Origin of the sequence: Pandoraea sp. NPDC087047, from assembly GCF_044745225.1 — a bacterium.
Classification (GTDB): domain Bacteria; phylum Pseudomonadota; class Gammaproteobacteria; order Burkholderiales; family Burkholderiaceae; genus Pandoraea.
Window position 1 is genome coordinate 118,384 of sequence record NZ_JBIUZU010000010.1, and the last position, 14,521, is coordinate 132,904.

A 14,521-nucleotide genomic window follows, 5' to 3' on the forward strand; every position below is an offset into this window, starting at 1 on the left:
TCGCTCGGGGAACCGCGATAGAGCGGCAGTTGGGACAAAACTTGCCTCAAAACTTCCCCGTTATTGATATCTTCGGCAACGGGATGGCGACGAGCGTCACGAGCCTCAACGTTGATGCTAATTCTTAGCAGGACGCTGAACGGGTATATCGACAGCGTTGCTGGTTACGATGGCACAGGTCCGAACGGATGGGCGGGCGTGAAAATTGACTCTTCGTAAATAACCGGAAGAGGTCTCGACCTAGTAATACCCAACACGGGCTCGACCGCGCAGCAGCAGGCTATCAATCAAGCAGTTCAGTATGGTTTGCCGAAGGGTGTGAAGGTATCCGTAATCAACAAGATACCAAAACCGTGAGCCGATAAATGGAAACTTATTTTGCTGCCGCGTATTGGGGGCATAGACCTGAATCAGTCGATAGTTGTGCAAAAAGGTTGTCGCAATTTCTGGTGGATATTTCACTTATTTCCGAGTCGTTTAAGGAGTGGAGGAAACAAGGTCGGAGCAGGGTGGATGCGAAAAGAAAAAAAACTATCAATGCGATGGATGTTGTAGAACTTATTTCAATGCTTGATTCTGGAAGAATCCGTCGGGACGTGAGTAAGGAGGTCATTGATAGCCTTGGCTACTCCGCGTCTCTTTGGAACGGTGCAGGCGAAGAAAATGTCGCATCCCTGATGATCGGATGTGGGATGTATTCGAATGTGGTTGGACTGTCGAACGCAGTGGTTCTATCACTTCCGTCAAATTTTGATGTGAATTCGGGAGTTTTGCAAAAAGGACTGATGTCTGCCTTTGTGAATTCTTGGGATCCCGACTGGGCGGTAATCGCTTCACATTCTGCAAGAGATGAAGTTGATGATCATGTTCCATTCTTAGACAAGGCGCTTTATTTAAGTAAAGCGTATTCGCAGGCTGAAAGCGCCCGCAGTGGCGGAATAGCATTGAGTAACGGAGTACTTTATTTGGCGGCAATCTAACTAACGGCATCACAGAGTTGGCTACCATGGCGACCTTGAAGGTTGGCGGAAGGATATAGAAGCTGGCGCTCAGGCATTGAACCTTCTGCTGGCTCGGATCGAGGGTGATACGTTCGTGGTCTCGGACGTGCGTGACGGTGACGCATTAACTGAGTCAGAAGGGGCGCGAGCGGTCAGCCACCGGACCCGGCGCAACGCGCGGCGTTGGCGATGCTCGCTGGGTTCGCGGGGGGTGCTCGGTGCGGGAGGGGCAGGTTCGGATGCAAACGCTGGGGCGTCGGCGGTTGCGTCGACGCGAAACGCCTGCGGTGGCGCAGGCGATGGCTTGATTGCCGACAGCAAACACAAAGGGCTGCGTAACCTCACGCAGCCCTTTGTGTTCCTACGATACCGGTCAGCCGCGATCCGTTCAGGCGGTGACGAAAACGTCCCACACCCGAATCGCGTTACCCGTTAAAACGCCCGGCGGAAAATCTCTTCGATCTCGGCCTGCTCGGCACGGCGCGGGTTCGTGAATCCGCACGCATCCTGCATTGCGTTCGCGGCGAGCGTCGGCACGTCTTCGACCTTGGCGCCAAGCTCCGCCAGCCCCGACGGAATGCCGATGTCCTTCGACAACCGGCGAATCGCTGCAATGGCGACCTTCGCGCCTTCCGCGTCGCTCAGACCCTCGACCTTTTCACCCATGGCGTGAGCGATATCCTTCAGACGCCCGGCACTCACGCTCGCGTTGAACTCTTCCACGTGCGGCAGCAGAACGGCATTGCAAACGCCGTGCGGCAAGTCATAGAAGCCGCCCAACTGGTGCGCCATCGCGTGCACGTAGCCCAGCGACGCGTTGTTGAACGCCATTCCCGCCAGGAACTGTGCATATGCCATATTCTCGCGCGCAGTCATGTCGTCGCCGTGCGACACCGCACGACGCAGGTTCTGCGAGATCAGCGTGACGGCCTTGAGCGCGCAGGCATCGGTAATCGGCGTTGCGGCCGTCGAGACATAGGCTTCGGTGGCGTGCGTCAGCGCGTCCATGCCGGTCGCGGCGGTCAGCCCCTTGGGCATCGCGGCCATCAGCGCCGGATCGTTGACCGACAGCAGCGGCGTGACGTTACGGTCAACGATCGCCATCTTCACGTGACGCTTCTCGTCCGTGATGATGCAGAAGCGCGTCATTTCGCTAGCGGTCCCGGCCGTCGTGTTGATGGCGACGAGCGGCAGTTGCGGCTTCTTCGACTGATCGACGCCTTCGTAATCCGAAATGTGTCCGCCATTGGCCGCGCACAGCGCAATGCCCTTCGCACAGTCGTGCGGCGAGCCGCCGCCGAGCGAGATCACGAAATCGCACTGGTGCTGCTTGAGGATCGCCAGACCGGCTTCCACGTTACCCACCGTCGGGTTCGGCTTGGCGCCGTCGAACACGACCGATTGAATGTCCTGCTGCGCGAGCAGCTTGGCAACCTTGTCGGCCACGCCTGCCTTGGCGAGTCCCGCGTCGGTCACGATCAATGCGCGGCGGAAATGGTATTGACGCAGGGCGGCAATCGCTTCGTCGAGGCTGCCGACACCCATCATGTTGACGGCGGGGATGAAGAAAGTCGTGCTCATGGTCATGCTCCTTATCTGTTCTGTGAGGGGCACACCGCGCGCCGAACGGATGAACATGCGCGCAAGCGGTGTCCAGAATCATCTTTCGCATGCATCAAAGACAGCATCGCACTCGCGGCGCGATGCGTCTTTGATCTGCTGCAAAGTTACGCTTGACTAGAGTGAGTGCTCAGAAGAAACCGAGCGGATTGACGTCGTAGCTCACCAGCAGATTCTTCGTCTGCTGATAGTGGCCGAGCATCATCTTGTGTGTCTCGCGGCCAATGCCGGACTTCTTGTAGCCACCGAACGCGGCGTGTGCCGGATACAGGTGATAACAGTTGGTCCACACGCGTCCGGCCTGAATGCCGCGTCCCATGCGATACGCGCGATTGATGTCGCGGGTCCAGACCCCGGCGCCCAGACCGAACTCGGTGTCGTTGGCAATCGCGAGCGCCTCGGCTTCGTCCTTGAAGGTCGTCACGCCCACGACCGGTCCGAAGATTTCCTCCTGGAACACGCGCATGCGGTTCTCGCCCTTGAGCAGCGTCGGCTGAATGTAGAAACCCGAGGCGAGCGGACCGTCCAGCATCTCGATGCCACCCCCGGTCAGCACCTGCGCGCCTTCCTTGCGTGCCAGATCGAGATACGTGAGGATCTTGTCGAATTGCTGCTGCGACGCCTGCGCCCCGACCGCCGTGTCGGTGTCGAGCGGATCGCCGCGTTTGATGCGCTCGACACGCTTCATCACCACTTCCATGAAGGGCTCGTAAATCGATTCCTGCACCAGCGCCCGCGACGGACAGGTGCAGACCTCGCCCTGATTCAGGAAGCCCAGCACGAGGCCTTCAGCGGCCTTCTCGATGAACGCCGGCTCGGCGCGCATGATGTCGTCGAAGAAGATGTTCGGCGACTTGCCGCCCAGCTCGACCGTGCTCGGGATCAGATTGGCGGCGGCGCGCGTCAGAATGTGATTGCCCACCGGCGTCGAGCCCGTGAAGGCGATCTTGGCGATACGTTTGCTTGTGGCGAGCGCCTCGCCCGCTTCCTTACCGAAGCCCTGCACGATGTTGAGCACGCCCGGTGGCAACAGATCGCCGACCAGCTCGGCAAACAGGGTGATCGACAGCGGCGTTTGCTCTGCGGGTTTGAGCACCACGCAGTTGCCCGCGGCCAATGCGGGCGCGAGTTTCCACGCGGCCATCAGCAGCGGGAAATTCCACGGAATGATCTGGCCGACGACGCCCAGCGGCTCATGGAAATGATAGGCGGCCGTGTGTTCGTCGATCTCGGCCGCGGTGCCTTCCTGCGCGCGAATGCACCCGGCGAAGTAGCGGAAGTGATCGATGGCCAGCGGCAGGTCGGCGGCCAGCGTCTCGCGCACGGGTTTGCCGTTGTCCCACGTCTCCGCAACGGCGAAGCGCTCCAGTTGCGATTCGAGACGGTCGGCAATCTGCAACAGAATGCGCGAGCGCGCTTGTACGGACGTTTTTCCCCACTTGGACGCCGCAGCATGCGCGGCGTCGAGCGCCAGTTCGATGTCCGCGCCGTTGGAGCGAGGGAATTCGCCGATGGTCGCGCCGGTGACGGGCGAGGTGTTGACGAAGTAGCGTCCCTCCACGGGCGGTACGAACTTGCCGCCGATGAAGTTCTCGTAACGCGCTTGCAAAGACAGCAGGGCACCGGGCGTGCCGGGTGGGGCGTATCGCATGTTATGTCTCCGGGTATTGTTGTGTCGGTGGCTCGCCGGCCACGCGCCAGAGACTAAGCAAGTCGCGGGCCACCCCCGGCAGATATCGCATCGACGCGCGTTCGGGCGGTGTCGGGGCCGCGTGGTGCAGTGCAAGATGTGCCGATTCCGTGACACCTTTGTCTCGCGCCATGACACCCGTTGTATCGCGTTCGTGACACCCGACGGCCTATCGTCAATCGCATGACGGCTTCCGATTGACATAGCGCATTGCAATCGGCTCCGGCATGGGAGATGCTTCGGGAACGACTACGAGATCAACAGATCATCCGGCACGGGGGAGACACCAATGCCACCTACTGCAGAGTCTGCGCACGCGCGACGCGTGCTGAATGTCGCGCAGGGCCACCAGCCGTCCGGCGTGGCGGCCACGGACCCGAATATCGCCAGTTCATGGCGTCGCTGTCTGGACACGCATGCGCTCGATCCGGGCGCGCGTATGGCGCCCCGTGTTCTGGCGTCCTCACAATTGCGTGAGCGTCGCAGTGCGCTGGAGTGCCTGCGCAGCGTATCGATGCCGGTGCTGGAGCGTCTGCAACGTCAGTTGATGAACCCGCGTCAGGCGGTGTTGCTGACGGCGCCCGATGGCGTGATCGTCGAATCCCGTCTGCACGACGGCTCGCGCGACGATTTTCATCGCGCCGGGTTGTGGCCGGGGGCGGACTGGAGCGAGTCGTGCGAGGGCACCAACGGCATTGGCACCTGCGTCGTCGAGCGTGCGCCCGTCATCATCTGCCAGCAGGAGCACTTTCGGGCGCTGCATACGCCGCTCACCTGCACGGCAAGTCCCGTGTTCGCGCCGCAGGGCGAATTGCTCGCCGTGATCGATGTGTCGTCCACGAGTACCGACGTCACCCGGCAAAGCCAGTTTCATACGCTCGCGCTGGTCAACCTGTCGGCGAAGCTCGTGGAGAGCGAGTATTTCTTTCAGCACTATCGCAACGAGTGGCTGCTGCAATTACAGGAGCAGGCCGATCATCTGGGCGGCTTCGCGCAGGCGTTGCTCGCGTTCGACGATTCGGGACGCGTGTTCGCCGCAAATCAGAGCGCATTGAATCGTCTCGGTGTCACGCGCGACGCCATTGTCGGCACGCGCGTAGATCGGTGGTTTGCGCAAACGCTCGACGCGTTGCTCGCGCAAGCGCACCCGTCGCCGAGCGCGTGCTGGCCGATTCGTACGCATACGGGCGAGCTGCTGCTGGCCATGTTGCGCGCGCCGGCGCGTGCGGTGCGACGCGTGACGCGTCTGCCGGATGCGGTGCCGACCACCCCACCCGAGCCGTTTGCCGATCCGGCGTTGGCGCGCGAGTTTTCGCGCGCTTGCCGGGTGTTCGCGCACGACGTACCGGTACTCATTCGTGGCGAGACGGGCAGCGGCAAGGAAGTCTTCGCGCGCGCCGTGCATGCGGCGAGTGCGCGGGCAAGCGGGCCGTTCGTCGCCTTGAATTGCGCGGCGATTCCCGAGTCGCTGATCGAGAGCGAGTTGTTCGGATACGTTGGCGGTAGCTTCACGGGGGCGCGCAAGGAGGGGATGCACGGCAAGCTGTGGCAGGCGAACGGCGGCACGTTATTCCTCGACGAAATCGGCGACATGCCGTTCGCGATGCAGACGCGTCTGCTACGGGTGCTGGAAGACCGGATGGTGATGCCGCTTGGCGGTGGCGAGCCGGTGCCGCTGGATATTCGCGTGCTCAGCGCGACGCACCGCGATCTGTCCGAGCGCATTGCCCAGCGGCAATTCCGCGAGGACCTGTTCTATCGTCTGAGCGGTCTGGAAATCACCGTGCCGCCACTGCGCGAGCGAGAGGACAAACTCGACCTGATTCGGCGGTTACTGGCGCAGACCCGTACCGGAACGCCGGGGCAGGGTGGCGCGGTCAGTGTGACCGAGGCCGCACAGGATCGGCTGTGCACCTACGCGTGGCCGGGGAATGTGCGTCAGATGCGCAGTGTGATTCGGACGTTGGTGGCGCTCAGCGAGAACGGTGTCATCACGTTCGACGATCTGCCGAACGAGTTGCGCGATGCCCAGGTGGTTGCGCTGATGGGCTCGTCGGGCTCGTCGGCCGAGCGGCCGGAGGAGGCGCCGCTGGACGCCGCAGAGCGTCAGGCATTGCGCGCCGCACTCGATGCCTGTCAGGGGCAGGTCAGTGCCGCAGCGCGACGGCTCGGCGTGAGCCGCAACACGTTGTACCGGAAGTTGAAGCGTTTCGGTCTGCTGCGCGGCTGACGTCCGCCGCGCAGCGATTGCGACAGACGCCCTACTTCATCGGAATCGGCATTGCGCGATCCACGGGAACGGCGGTGACGCTGTTCTGTGGCGAGCCGTCGATCAGCTTGTCGGAATAGGTGAGATAGACGAGCGTGTTGCGCGCTTTGTCGACCATGCGCACGATGCGCAGCTTCTTGAAGAGCGGCGACAGGCCTTCCGAGAAGACTTCTTCTTCCTTGGGCAGCGGTCCGGCAAAGGTAATCGGGCCGACGGGGCGGCAGGCAATCGATGCCTCCGACTTATCTTCGGCCAACCCGACCATGCCTTTGAGGCCGCCGGTTTTCGCACGTGACACGTAGCAGGTCACGCCTTGCACCTTCGGGTCGTCGAAGGCGTCGACCACGATCTTGTGGTCCGGTCCCACAAACTTGAATGCGGTGCTGACATCGCCGATCTTCTCGGCATGCGCCCAACTCGCAGCGAACATCAGCGCCAGTGCGATTGCGTTCTTCATAAGCATGTCTCGCAAAAAACTACGGTGGCGGCGACGATCGCCAGCCACGCGTTGCGGATTCTACTCGCGTCGCATGGCGGGCGTGCGCAACCAGGGCGAGAAAGGTTCAGGGTCCATGTCGGACGTGATGTACACCTGCCGGCGTGCCGCGTCGTATCGGGCACCGAGCGAGGTCAGTTCGTCTCTCGCGTTATAGGTGTCGCCGCTCAGATAGCGCCGCACCGGGCCGGCGTCGGCGGGCATGGCCATATTGCGCACCAGCGCGTCGTCGGCGAGGTGCGTGGTCTGCAACAGATCGAGCGAACCGATAAAGCCACTTTGCCGCGTCACGTCTTTCTGTGTAATGAGGGTGATCGATTCTCTGGCCCGGGTGAGCGCGACGTAAAACAGGTTCTTCTCGCTCTCCAGCGGCGCGAACGGGTTCGGAAACTCATTGCGTTCGAGAAACGGGATGATGACGTGATCGAACTCGCGGCCCTTGATGTTCGTAACGGTGTCGACGCTCACGCGTGCGTCGGTGCGTGTGCGTCGCATGGCCGACAGACGCGTCATCATCGCCGCGAAGTAATCGCCGAGGGGGGTGTCGTCCTGCGGGAGCGTCGCGGCGAACGCGCGCAACGAACGTTCAACGAGATCGACGTCATACGGTCGCGCATACAGGCGCGTGGCGACTGCCTGAAAATCGATCCGCTGACGGATGTGACGGAACGCGTCGCTGGCGGAGATCGTCGACGCACTCGCGCGCAGCTCGCGAATCAGGCGGCCGACATTTGCGGCGGCGCTCTCCTGTGCTGCGCCCAGCAGGTACGAGGTGTAGATCTGCTCGATCAGTTCCGGATGCTTGGCCGTCAACTGATACTGGTCGCGCGTGAGGCGAATGTTCGCGAAGATGCCGAGCACGGCCGCGACCGACATGCGTTCGCGCTCGTCGATACGCTCGTGGGCGCGAAGTGCCAATGCGAACACTGCGCGTACGAAACGAATCTCCTCACGGAACTGAAACCCCTCCTTGTTCGGCGATTCGAACGGAATTTGCGCACGCCACAGCGCCTCTTCGATCGCCGCGCTTTGATGCCAGTCACGCAGCAGCACCGCGCACGTCGAGCGTTTCGCACTCTCCTGCAACCAATGACGTACGTCGTCGAGCACGCCGAGCGCCACGGCGTCTTGTGCGCCGTCTGCCGTGTTGATCTCGATGGGCGTGTGACGCCGGACGAACGACTCCACGGTCTTGCGTTTGAATGCGGCGACGGGGTAGGCGATATGCGGGCCGTGACGGAACGTCTGCGTGAGCCGGTAAGCCACCGTGCCGGCGAAATCCCTCTGAAAGCGTTCGCCCATGTAGATATCGCTCGCTCCCATGGCGCCATGAATCACCTGGTCCCGATCGCCCACACCAACGAAATGGCAATCCAGCGTGCGCAACAAATGACGCAGCACGCGGTACGACGCTTCGTTGAAATCATGCTGTTCGTCGCAAACGATCAGCCGGCAGGGCGGGAAGTATTGCGACGCGACGCCGTCGCGACCGATGAGCTGGGCCAGATCGTAAGTCGCATCGAAGCGGTCGCGAAAAAGCGGCTCGTCGATCGAACCCATCCGGTCTCGTTCATAGGCTTGCGTGACGGCGTACTGAGCGCGCGTTATGTCGAGGCGTTCGAGATAGGCGTCGAGCTGTTCGTCGTCGACATCGTCGAAGAGCGCGCCACTGGCCTTGAGCTTGCGCATGGCCTCGATGTTTTGCGCGACGTTGACGTGGTTGTCGTCGAACGCGCCGGAGGCATGGCGATGACCGATGTCATCGCGCAACATCTGCATGGCGTCGGCGATGTGACTCGTCAGGAAACTGTCGCGCTGAATGCGTCGTGCGCGCTCGTTGGCGGTGGGCAGGCGTTCGAGCACGGCGTGACTGTAGTCGTCGAACGTGACAACCTGCACGCGCTTTTGCAGATCGGCATGAATGCCGGAGCGCTGCAAGCGGGTGCGAAGCACCTCGGCGGCGGTGGCCGTGAAGGTCAGGGCGAGGATTTGTTCGGGCGGTGTGCCGCACGCGATCGCTTCACCGATGCGGGCGACGAGCGTTGTCGTCTTGCCGGTGCCTGCATTGGCCATGGCGATGCCGATTCGCGCGTTGGCCGTCTGGATGGCGATCTGCTCGTCGGTCAGCGGCGGGCCGTTGGGGACGAACCGAGGAGTGCGGGCCGGGGATTTCGTATCGCTCATGACTCAACCTTGCTGGGAGCGGGGCGACGCATGACGCCTCATGAGCAGCCCCGTCAGATTCTGCGGCAGCGGCGAGAGTCGCCAGCTATGCGTGAGGCGGATTCTACCCGCTCGCAAGGTTTGCGCCGGCCACGCGTTCAAGGACCGTCATGCGCCAGCGGCAGTGCGTCTTCCTGATACATCGCGACGCACTGCCGCTGTTCAGCCTTCCAGCCGGCTTACCACTTGTCGTCTTGCGCCGTTGCCGACGGCGCCCCCGCCGACGACGTGCTGCGCTTCGCCGGCTTAGCGCCGGTCGAGGCGCCCGTGGGCGCTGCCGCCTGGGCGCTCGCTTGTTGCGATGTCTGTGCGGGTCTTCCTGCGACTTCGCCACGCACTTGCAGGCCGGCCATCGGCAGCGTGTCGAGGTTGAGGTTGGCGCGCACGTTTTCCAGATGCCCGTACGACAGGTTCTGCGTTACGCGCTCCACGACCAACTCGCAGCACGGGTTCTCGGTGCGGCCGAGGCTTTGCCCCGTCTGCGGATCCTTGAACTCGTTGCCCATCGCTACGACCGCGTAACGCGCCCCTTCACGCAGGGCTTGGCCACCCTGACTCACGACCACGTTGGTGCCGTCGCGCGAGACTACCGTGATCGGGAAGGTCGATTGGAGAATGGCACTGACGATCGCCTTGCTGGCCTGATCGGTCATTTCGTTGAGAATGCGTTGTCCGTCGACACCGTTGCCCAACGTGGTGGGCGCCGTGGCAGGCAGGGTGTTGCTCAGCGAACTGGACGCCAGGACCTGACGTGTCGCCACATTCACCATCTTCTGCGAGAGTGCCCAGCCGCCGGAATAGCTCACGAGCTGACGATCGCTGGTGCGCAACTGGCGTGCGAGCCGCGTGTAGTTGAAGGCGCTGACCCGCGCGCTCCACACCAGATCGGCGCTCGCCGCCTGCGAGAGCTTCGTCAACTCGGCGCTCGGCGCTTGCCCGGACGAGATCATGTCCAGCTCGCGCTCGATTTCGGGACTCATCTCCCGGTCGAGTACGGCGAAGCGGCCGGTTTGCACCAGGGCATCGCTGACCCGCTGACGCAGCGTGGCCGCCACTTCGCGCGACGGCACGCTCGTGTCGCCCATCGGCAACGAGGCCTGGGCGAAAACGACCGGACCGATCACGACCTTGAGCTTCTGCATGTCGGCCGAGGGCTTGAACTTCGCGATATCGGCCTGAATGGTCGCCTTGTAGCGCTGGGAGATGACGCCCGGCTCGTCGAGGCTGACCACGCGCAGGTGCTGGATCACGCCGCCGGAGCGTTGCTGCACGATCTCGGCAAACGCATTCGCGCGCAGCGACGCAGAGTTCTGGCCGAGGCTGACGTCGAGCCCGTATTTGGCGGACACGCTGTCCGACTGCACTACCGCGCCGTTGACTTGCAACAGGGCGAGCTTCATCGCCTCGAGCATGGCTTCACCGGCGGTGCTGCCGAATCCTGCGGCCGTGACCGTCTCGGTTTCCACTTTGCCGACGTCGGGCACGGGAGCGGCGGCGGAAGCCGACGCCGCAGCGGGCGCTTGAGATTGAGGCGCGTCGGCTGTCTTTTCCGAACAACCGGCAATAAAAAAGAGGGCCATCAAGGCCCCCGTGAGCGAGTGACGCATCATGTCGTTGTTATGTCGTGTTTCGGCTTACAGTGCGGCGAGGGCCTTGGTGGCGTCCGACGGCACTTCGATACCGTTGCTGCGCGCGAAGTCGACGGCGTTCTTGAGTGCCTTGCCCGCTTCCGTCACCGAACCCGGGAAGTTGGACACGACGTAGGCGGCACCGCCGAGCGACGTCAGCGCCATTGGCGAGGCGCTCTTCATGTTGTTGCCCATCGACGTCACGTCGTTACGCATGCCGGCGTAGTGCACCATGCCGAGCGCCAGATGACCCAGGCCTTGCGCGAAGGTTTTCTTCGACGCGTCGTCCAGCACCGGCTTTTCCTTGAGCTTTGCGGCAATGGCACCGCTGGTATCGCCCACGGCGTTCACGGCCTTCGATGCCGAATCCTTGTCCTGGGTCGAGCCCGACGACAGTTGCGACACCACGGCGGCAGCCTGCTCGGCTTGCGTCTTCAGGCCCAGGGCTTCGCCCATCTTGACGTTGGCGTTGAGCACGTCGACGTTGGCGGCGACATAGTTCTTCACCAGTGCGGCTTGCTGACCGCTCAGGTCGACCGAGCTGTCCGACTTGCTACCGCCGCCGACCAGGCTGGTCAGGCCGCCGAGCTGGGCGTACGAAGCACCCGAAACACCAACGAGCGTGGCTGCAACGGCGCAGGCAATGATCTTCTTCATGAACTTCTTCTCCGCGTAAGGAAAGGGGGGAATCGGGCAATTAACGCAAACTGAGATTGGTGATCTGGCTGGTCAACTCGCGCGCGGCGTTGTTGGCCGCCAGACGCAGCGCGTTGGTACGCGCCTCGTCTTCGGTCGGGCCGGTGCCGGCGTACTGCACTGGGCCCACCGAGGCGATGGTGTCGGGAATGGTCTGACCGATGTCGAGCAGCTTTGCGTTGACGGTGACAGCCACACGCATCAGGCCGGAGTTCGGGTCGCGATCCGCGAGACCGACGTCGAGCGTGCCCAGTGCGATGTAGGCCATGTGCGCCACGCGCATGCCCGAGACCATCGACGCGAGGGTGGCGGGCTTGAGGTCCGCGCCGCTCCTGTAATCGTTCTCGATATTGGCGACCTTGAACTGACCGCCGGTATACGGCTCGATCAGTGCGGCCTCGTTGACTTTGAAGCCGGCTTTCGAGAAGGTCGACGTGAAGACTTGCGACAGGTTGGCGCTGGGGATCAGACGGTACGTCGTATCCGTGGCACGGCGCGTGGTGCTGCCGCCCGTCTCGACCGATGCCGAGCTGTGCATCGACGCCGCCACCCTGGTGCTGGTCGACGCATTGGTGCCGATCTGATTGCCCCGAATGTTCTCGCCTTCGGTGCCTTGCTCGGACGCATTGACCTGCGCCTTGACGTCGGCCTTGCGGTCGACTCGCTTGTACACGCGGTCGTCATAGGCGCGCGAGGTGCCGACTTCTCGCGACACGAAGATAAACGCGAGCGGCGAGCGTCCGGCGGGGCCGCCCTTGGCGACAGCGGAGTTCGTCTTCACGGCATTGCGCAGGTTCGCAACGTTCAGCGAGACGCGCACGGCCACCGTGTATTGCTTCTTGTCCGAGTTCTCGTCTTCGGCGAGGATCGTCGAGTCGAGAATGTATCGGTCCGGCTCTGCGAGGATCTTCTGGCGGATCGCATCGAAGTTCTCCGACTCGGCCTCGCCGGCTTCGGCGTAGTAGAACTCCACGGCCTTCATCTGCGCCGCGGACAGGGCGCGTGCCTTGTCTTCGCGGGAGATCGACCAGCCCTCGTAGGTCACCGTCGCTTTGCCACGTGCCTGCTGCACCTGCGCCATCGCGCTCGACGCGAACACCGTCGCGGCGAACAGCAAAAACAGTTTCTTCATTACTTGCATAGCTTCATCAATCCCATCGTCTTGTCGATTTGCGACGAAATGTCCGGCGCCGAGGCGGCAGACTTCACCCATGACGTGTCTTTGCCGGCCACGGACTCGGCAAGTTTCACGAACAGTCCATTGACGGAGTCGTAGTAGGCGGGAAAATCGTCCACCCACGTTTGCGACGCCGGCACCGGTTTCACCTCACCGTTCTTGAGCGACGTGTTGAGGTAGGTGGCCCCGGTCAGCGGCTCGCGAATCGCAACATCCGCGTAGCTGCCATAGATGTACGCCGTGCCGACCGCGTTTTCGCTGTACTTGATCTTCCTGAAGTTCCTGAGCGTGACGTCGATCTCGTAATCGGGCTGCGGTAGCTTCAGGTTGAAGACGGTACCGTCCATGATTTGCATCGACATGACATTGCCGATGGCGTAGCCCTTCGAGTACGGCACGACGGGCACGCCGATGCGCGTGGAAATCGCTTCGCTCACCATGTCGGCTACCCACGTCTGTGCGGCCGCAGGTGAGGCCTTCAGGTAATCGGGCAGGACCGCGGCAGCTTCGGGCGTGACGTCGACATGCGTGACTTGCAAATAACGTGGCGCCTGATCGGGCAGTTGCGCTTCGGCGAGCGACGATGCGAAGCGCGTGTACAAGCCGGGTTTGCCGTTCGCGCCGTCGTAGACCATGCGCACGCGCTCGAGCACTTCGACGCGGGTCGGCTCATGATCAAGGTTGTCGACATAGCCGAAGCTGACCGGATAAGAGCGCAGCACCGTCATCGACTTGAAGTCGAAGAACAGCACTTGCCCTCGCAGCAGGACAAACAGCTTGCGAATGGCGCCGAAGCGTTCGACGGAAACGGTCTCGGTATTGATGACCAGCGAGACGACGAGCGCCTGATCGCGACCTTTCAATTGATCGATCGGCCCGGTCGTCAGCTTGAAATGCTGCGCAGGATTCTGATTCACGGCAGCCAGCAAGCGCTTGTAGGGCGAATCGCCAGCGGCTTTCAGGCTGTTTTCGTAGGCGCGCGAGTAAGGAAATCGTTTGTCAATGCTGGCGGCGTCGCCACCATAGGCCGCGCCCGCAAACGTCACTGTCTTGTCTGTGACCTGGGCCTGAACCTGCGCCGCAAACGTCATCGAGAATGCCATCGAAACAGCGACGGCAAGACGGAAGAAGAACCCGTCGGCTTTCATATTGTTATGCTCCCCCGTTACGCACCCGTGACCACGGGCGCGAGATCGCGAAATACTGGATTACTAACGATTCGCAGTCAATCAATTGAGTCGCCACCCCATTGAAACTGATAGGTGTCGGGCGTGGCTTCATGTGGGGTGAATGTATGTCTCTGGAGAGGGCGGTCGTGGGGACCGGAAACGCGATGCCGTCGTCTGCCCAGAGGGGCGCCTGTCGAAAGGTCAGCCCACCGGCGCCGCATTGCGCAGAGACGGTTGCGAGTTCCCGCCAAATGCGCTATAGTCACGCCTCTTCGCGCGGGGGTATAGCTCAGCTGGGAGAGCGCTTGCATGGCATGCAAGAGGTCAGCGGTTCGATCCCGCTTACCTCCACCAAACGAATGACGGTTTCCGTCCCCTTCGTCTAGAGGCCTAGGACATCACCCTTTCACGGTGAGTACAGGGGTTCGAATCCCCTAGGGGACGCCATCTCAAGGCAGCGGTGTGACACTGACACATCGACGCCGCCGGCGTCAGATTCGGCAACGCAGATCAAAAGCCGGATGTCTTCACGACATCCGGCTTTTTGCGTTT

The 14,521-nt window shown here is 62.2% G+C and carries 10 protein-coding genes and 2 tRNA genes; 4 read left to right on the top strand and 8 right to left on the bottom strand.

The features are described 5' to 3' along the window. The first annotated feature begins 365 nt into the window (after positions 1-365). On the top strand, positions 366-980 hold the full coding sequence (locus tag ACIPHM_RS19630; RefSeq protein ID WP_400331773.1) for an Imm52 family immunity protein: 615 nt from the start codon (positions 366-368) through the stop codon (positions 978-980). Positions 981-1,433: 453 nt separating this feature from the next. Here ACIPHM_RS19630 and yiaY read toward each other — a convergent pair whose 3' ends face one another. Both yiaY and ACIPHM_RS19640 read right to left on the bottom strand, forming a co-directional pair. Beyond that, entirely contained in the window at positions 1,434-2,582 is a 1,149-nt protein-coding gene (yiaY, locus tag ACIPHM_RS19635) for an L-threonine dehydrogenase (RefSeq protein WP_400331776.1), read from the bottom strand. Positions 2,583-2,751: 169 nt separating this feature from the next. Beyond that, positions 2,752-4,272: an aldehyde dehydrogenase family protein gene (locus ACIPHM_RS19640; protein WP_400331779.1), complete on the bottom strand. Its 1,521-nt coding sequence runs from the start codon at positions 4,270-4,272 to the stop codon at positions 2,752-2,754. A gap of 328 nt (positions 4,273-4,600) precedes the next feature. Here ACIPHM_RS19640 and ACIPHM_RS19645 point away from each other — a divergent pair, with 328 nt between their 5' ends. Beyond that, positions 4,601-6,541 carry a sigma-54-dependent Fis family transcriptional regulator gene (locus ACIPHM_RS19645; RefSeq protein ID WP_400331782.1) on the top strand — a complete coding sequence of 647 codons (1,941 nt, stop codon included), beginning with the start codon at positions 4,601-4,603 and terminating at the stop codon, positions 6,539-6,541. A gap of 31 nt (positions 6,542-6,572) precedes the next feature. Here ACIPHM_RS19645 and ACIPHM_RS19650 read toward each other — a convergent pair whose 3' ends face one another. The 6 genes from ACIPHM_RS19650 to ACIPHM_RS19675 all read right to left on the bottom strand — a co-directional run bounded on the left by ACIPHM_RS19650 (position 6,573) and on the right by ACIPHM_RS19675 (position 13,948). After that, positions 6,573-7,037, bottom strand: coding sequence for a CreA family protein (locus ACIPHM_RS19650; RefSeq protein ID WP_400331785.1), 465 nt, complete (start codon positions 7,035-7,037; stop codon positions 6,573-6,575). 60 nt (positions 7,038-7,097) lie between these two features. Then, entirely contained in the window at positions 7,098-9,260 is a 2,163-nt protein-coding gene (locus ACIPHM_RS19655; RefSeq protein ID WP_400331787.1) for a UvrD-helicase domain-containing protein, read from the bottom strand. Positions 9,261-9,478: 218 nt separating this feature from the next. Then, the gene (locus ACIPHM_RS19660; protein WP_400331790.1) at positions 9,479-10,879 is read right to left on the bottom strand and encodes a CsgG/HfaB family protein; all 1,401 of its coding nucleotides are present in this window, start codon (positions 10,877-10,879) and stop codon (positions 9,479-9,481) included. A gap of 54 nt (positions 10,880-10,933) precedes the next feature. After that, a complete protein-coding gene (locus tag ACIPHM_RS19665; RefSeq protein WP_400331793.1) occupies positions 10,934-11,584 on the bottom strand; it encodes a hypothetical protein in 651 nt (216 codons plus the stop codon). 40 nt (positions 11,585-11,624) lie between these two features. Then, a complete protein-coding gene (locus ACIPHM_RS19670) occupies positions 11,625-12,755 on the bottom strand; it encodes a hypothetical protein (RefSeq protein WP_400331796.1) in 1,131 nt (376 codons plus the stop codon). Further along, on the bottom strand, positions 12,755-13,948 hold the full coding sequence (locus tag ACIPHM_RS19675) for a hypothetical protein (protein ID WP_400331799.1): 1,194 nt from the start codon (positions 13,946-13,948) through the stop codon (positions 12,755-12,757). Before ACIPHM_RS19675 ends, ACIPHM_RS19670 begins: the two co-directional genes overlap by 1 nt. Before the next feature lie 299 nt (positions 13,949-14,247). Between ACIPHM_RS19675 and ACIPHM_RS19680 the strand changes: the two genes are divergently transcribed. Further along, positions 14,248-14,323 (top strand) — tRNA-Ala (locus ACIPHM_RS19680). Positions 14,324-14,340: 17 nt separating this feature from the next. Next, positions 14,341-14,416, top strand: a tRNA-Glu gene (locus ACIPHM_RS19685). Positions 14,417-14,521: the final 105 nt, after the last annotated feature.

Coding starts and splice junctions, on each gene's coding strand:
- ACIPHM_RS19630 (WP_400331773.1), top strand. CDS start 366: ATGGAAACTTATTTTGCTGCCGCGTATTGGGGGCATAGACCTGAATCA.
- yiaY (WP_400331776.1), bottom strand. CDS start 2,582: ATGAGCACGACTTTCTTCATCCCCGCCGTCAACATGATGGGTGTCGGC.
- ACIPHM_RS19640 (WP_400331779.1), bottom strand. CDS start 4,272: ATGCGATACGCCCCACCCGGCACGCCCGGTGCCCTGCTGTCTTTGCAA.
- ACIPHM_RS19645 (WP_400331782.1), top strand. CDS start 4,601: ATGCCACCTACTGCAGAGTCTGCGCACGCGCGACGCGTGCTGAATGTC.
- ACIPHM_RS19650 (WP_400331785.1), bottom strand. CDS start 7,037: ATGAAGAACGCAATCGCACTGGCGCTGATGTTCGCTGCGAGTTGGGCG.
- ACIPHM_RS19655 (WP_400331787.1), bottom strand. CDS start 9,260: ATGAGCGATACGAAATCCCCGGCCCGCACTCCTCGGTTCGTCCCCAAC.
- ACIPHM_RS19660 (WP_400331790.1), bottom strand. CDS start 10,879: ATGGCCCTCTTTTTTATTGCCGGTTGTTCGGAAAAGACAGCCGACGCG.
- ACIPHM_RS19665 (WP_400331793.1), bottom strand. CDS start 11,584: ATGAAGAAGATCATTGCCTGCGCCGTTGCAGCCACGCTCGTTGGTGTT.
- ACIPHM_RS19670 (WP_400331796.1), bottom strand. CDS start 12,755: ATGAAGAAACTGTTTTTGCTGTTCGCCGCGACGGTGTTCGCGTCGAGC.
- ACIPHM_RS19675 (WP_400331799.1), bottom strand. CDS start 13,948: ATGAAAGCCGACGGGTTCTTCTTCCGTCTTGCCGTCGCTGTTTCGATG.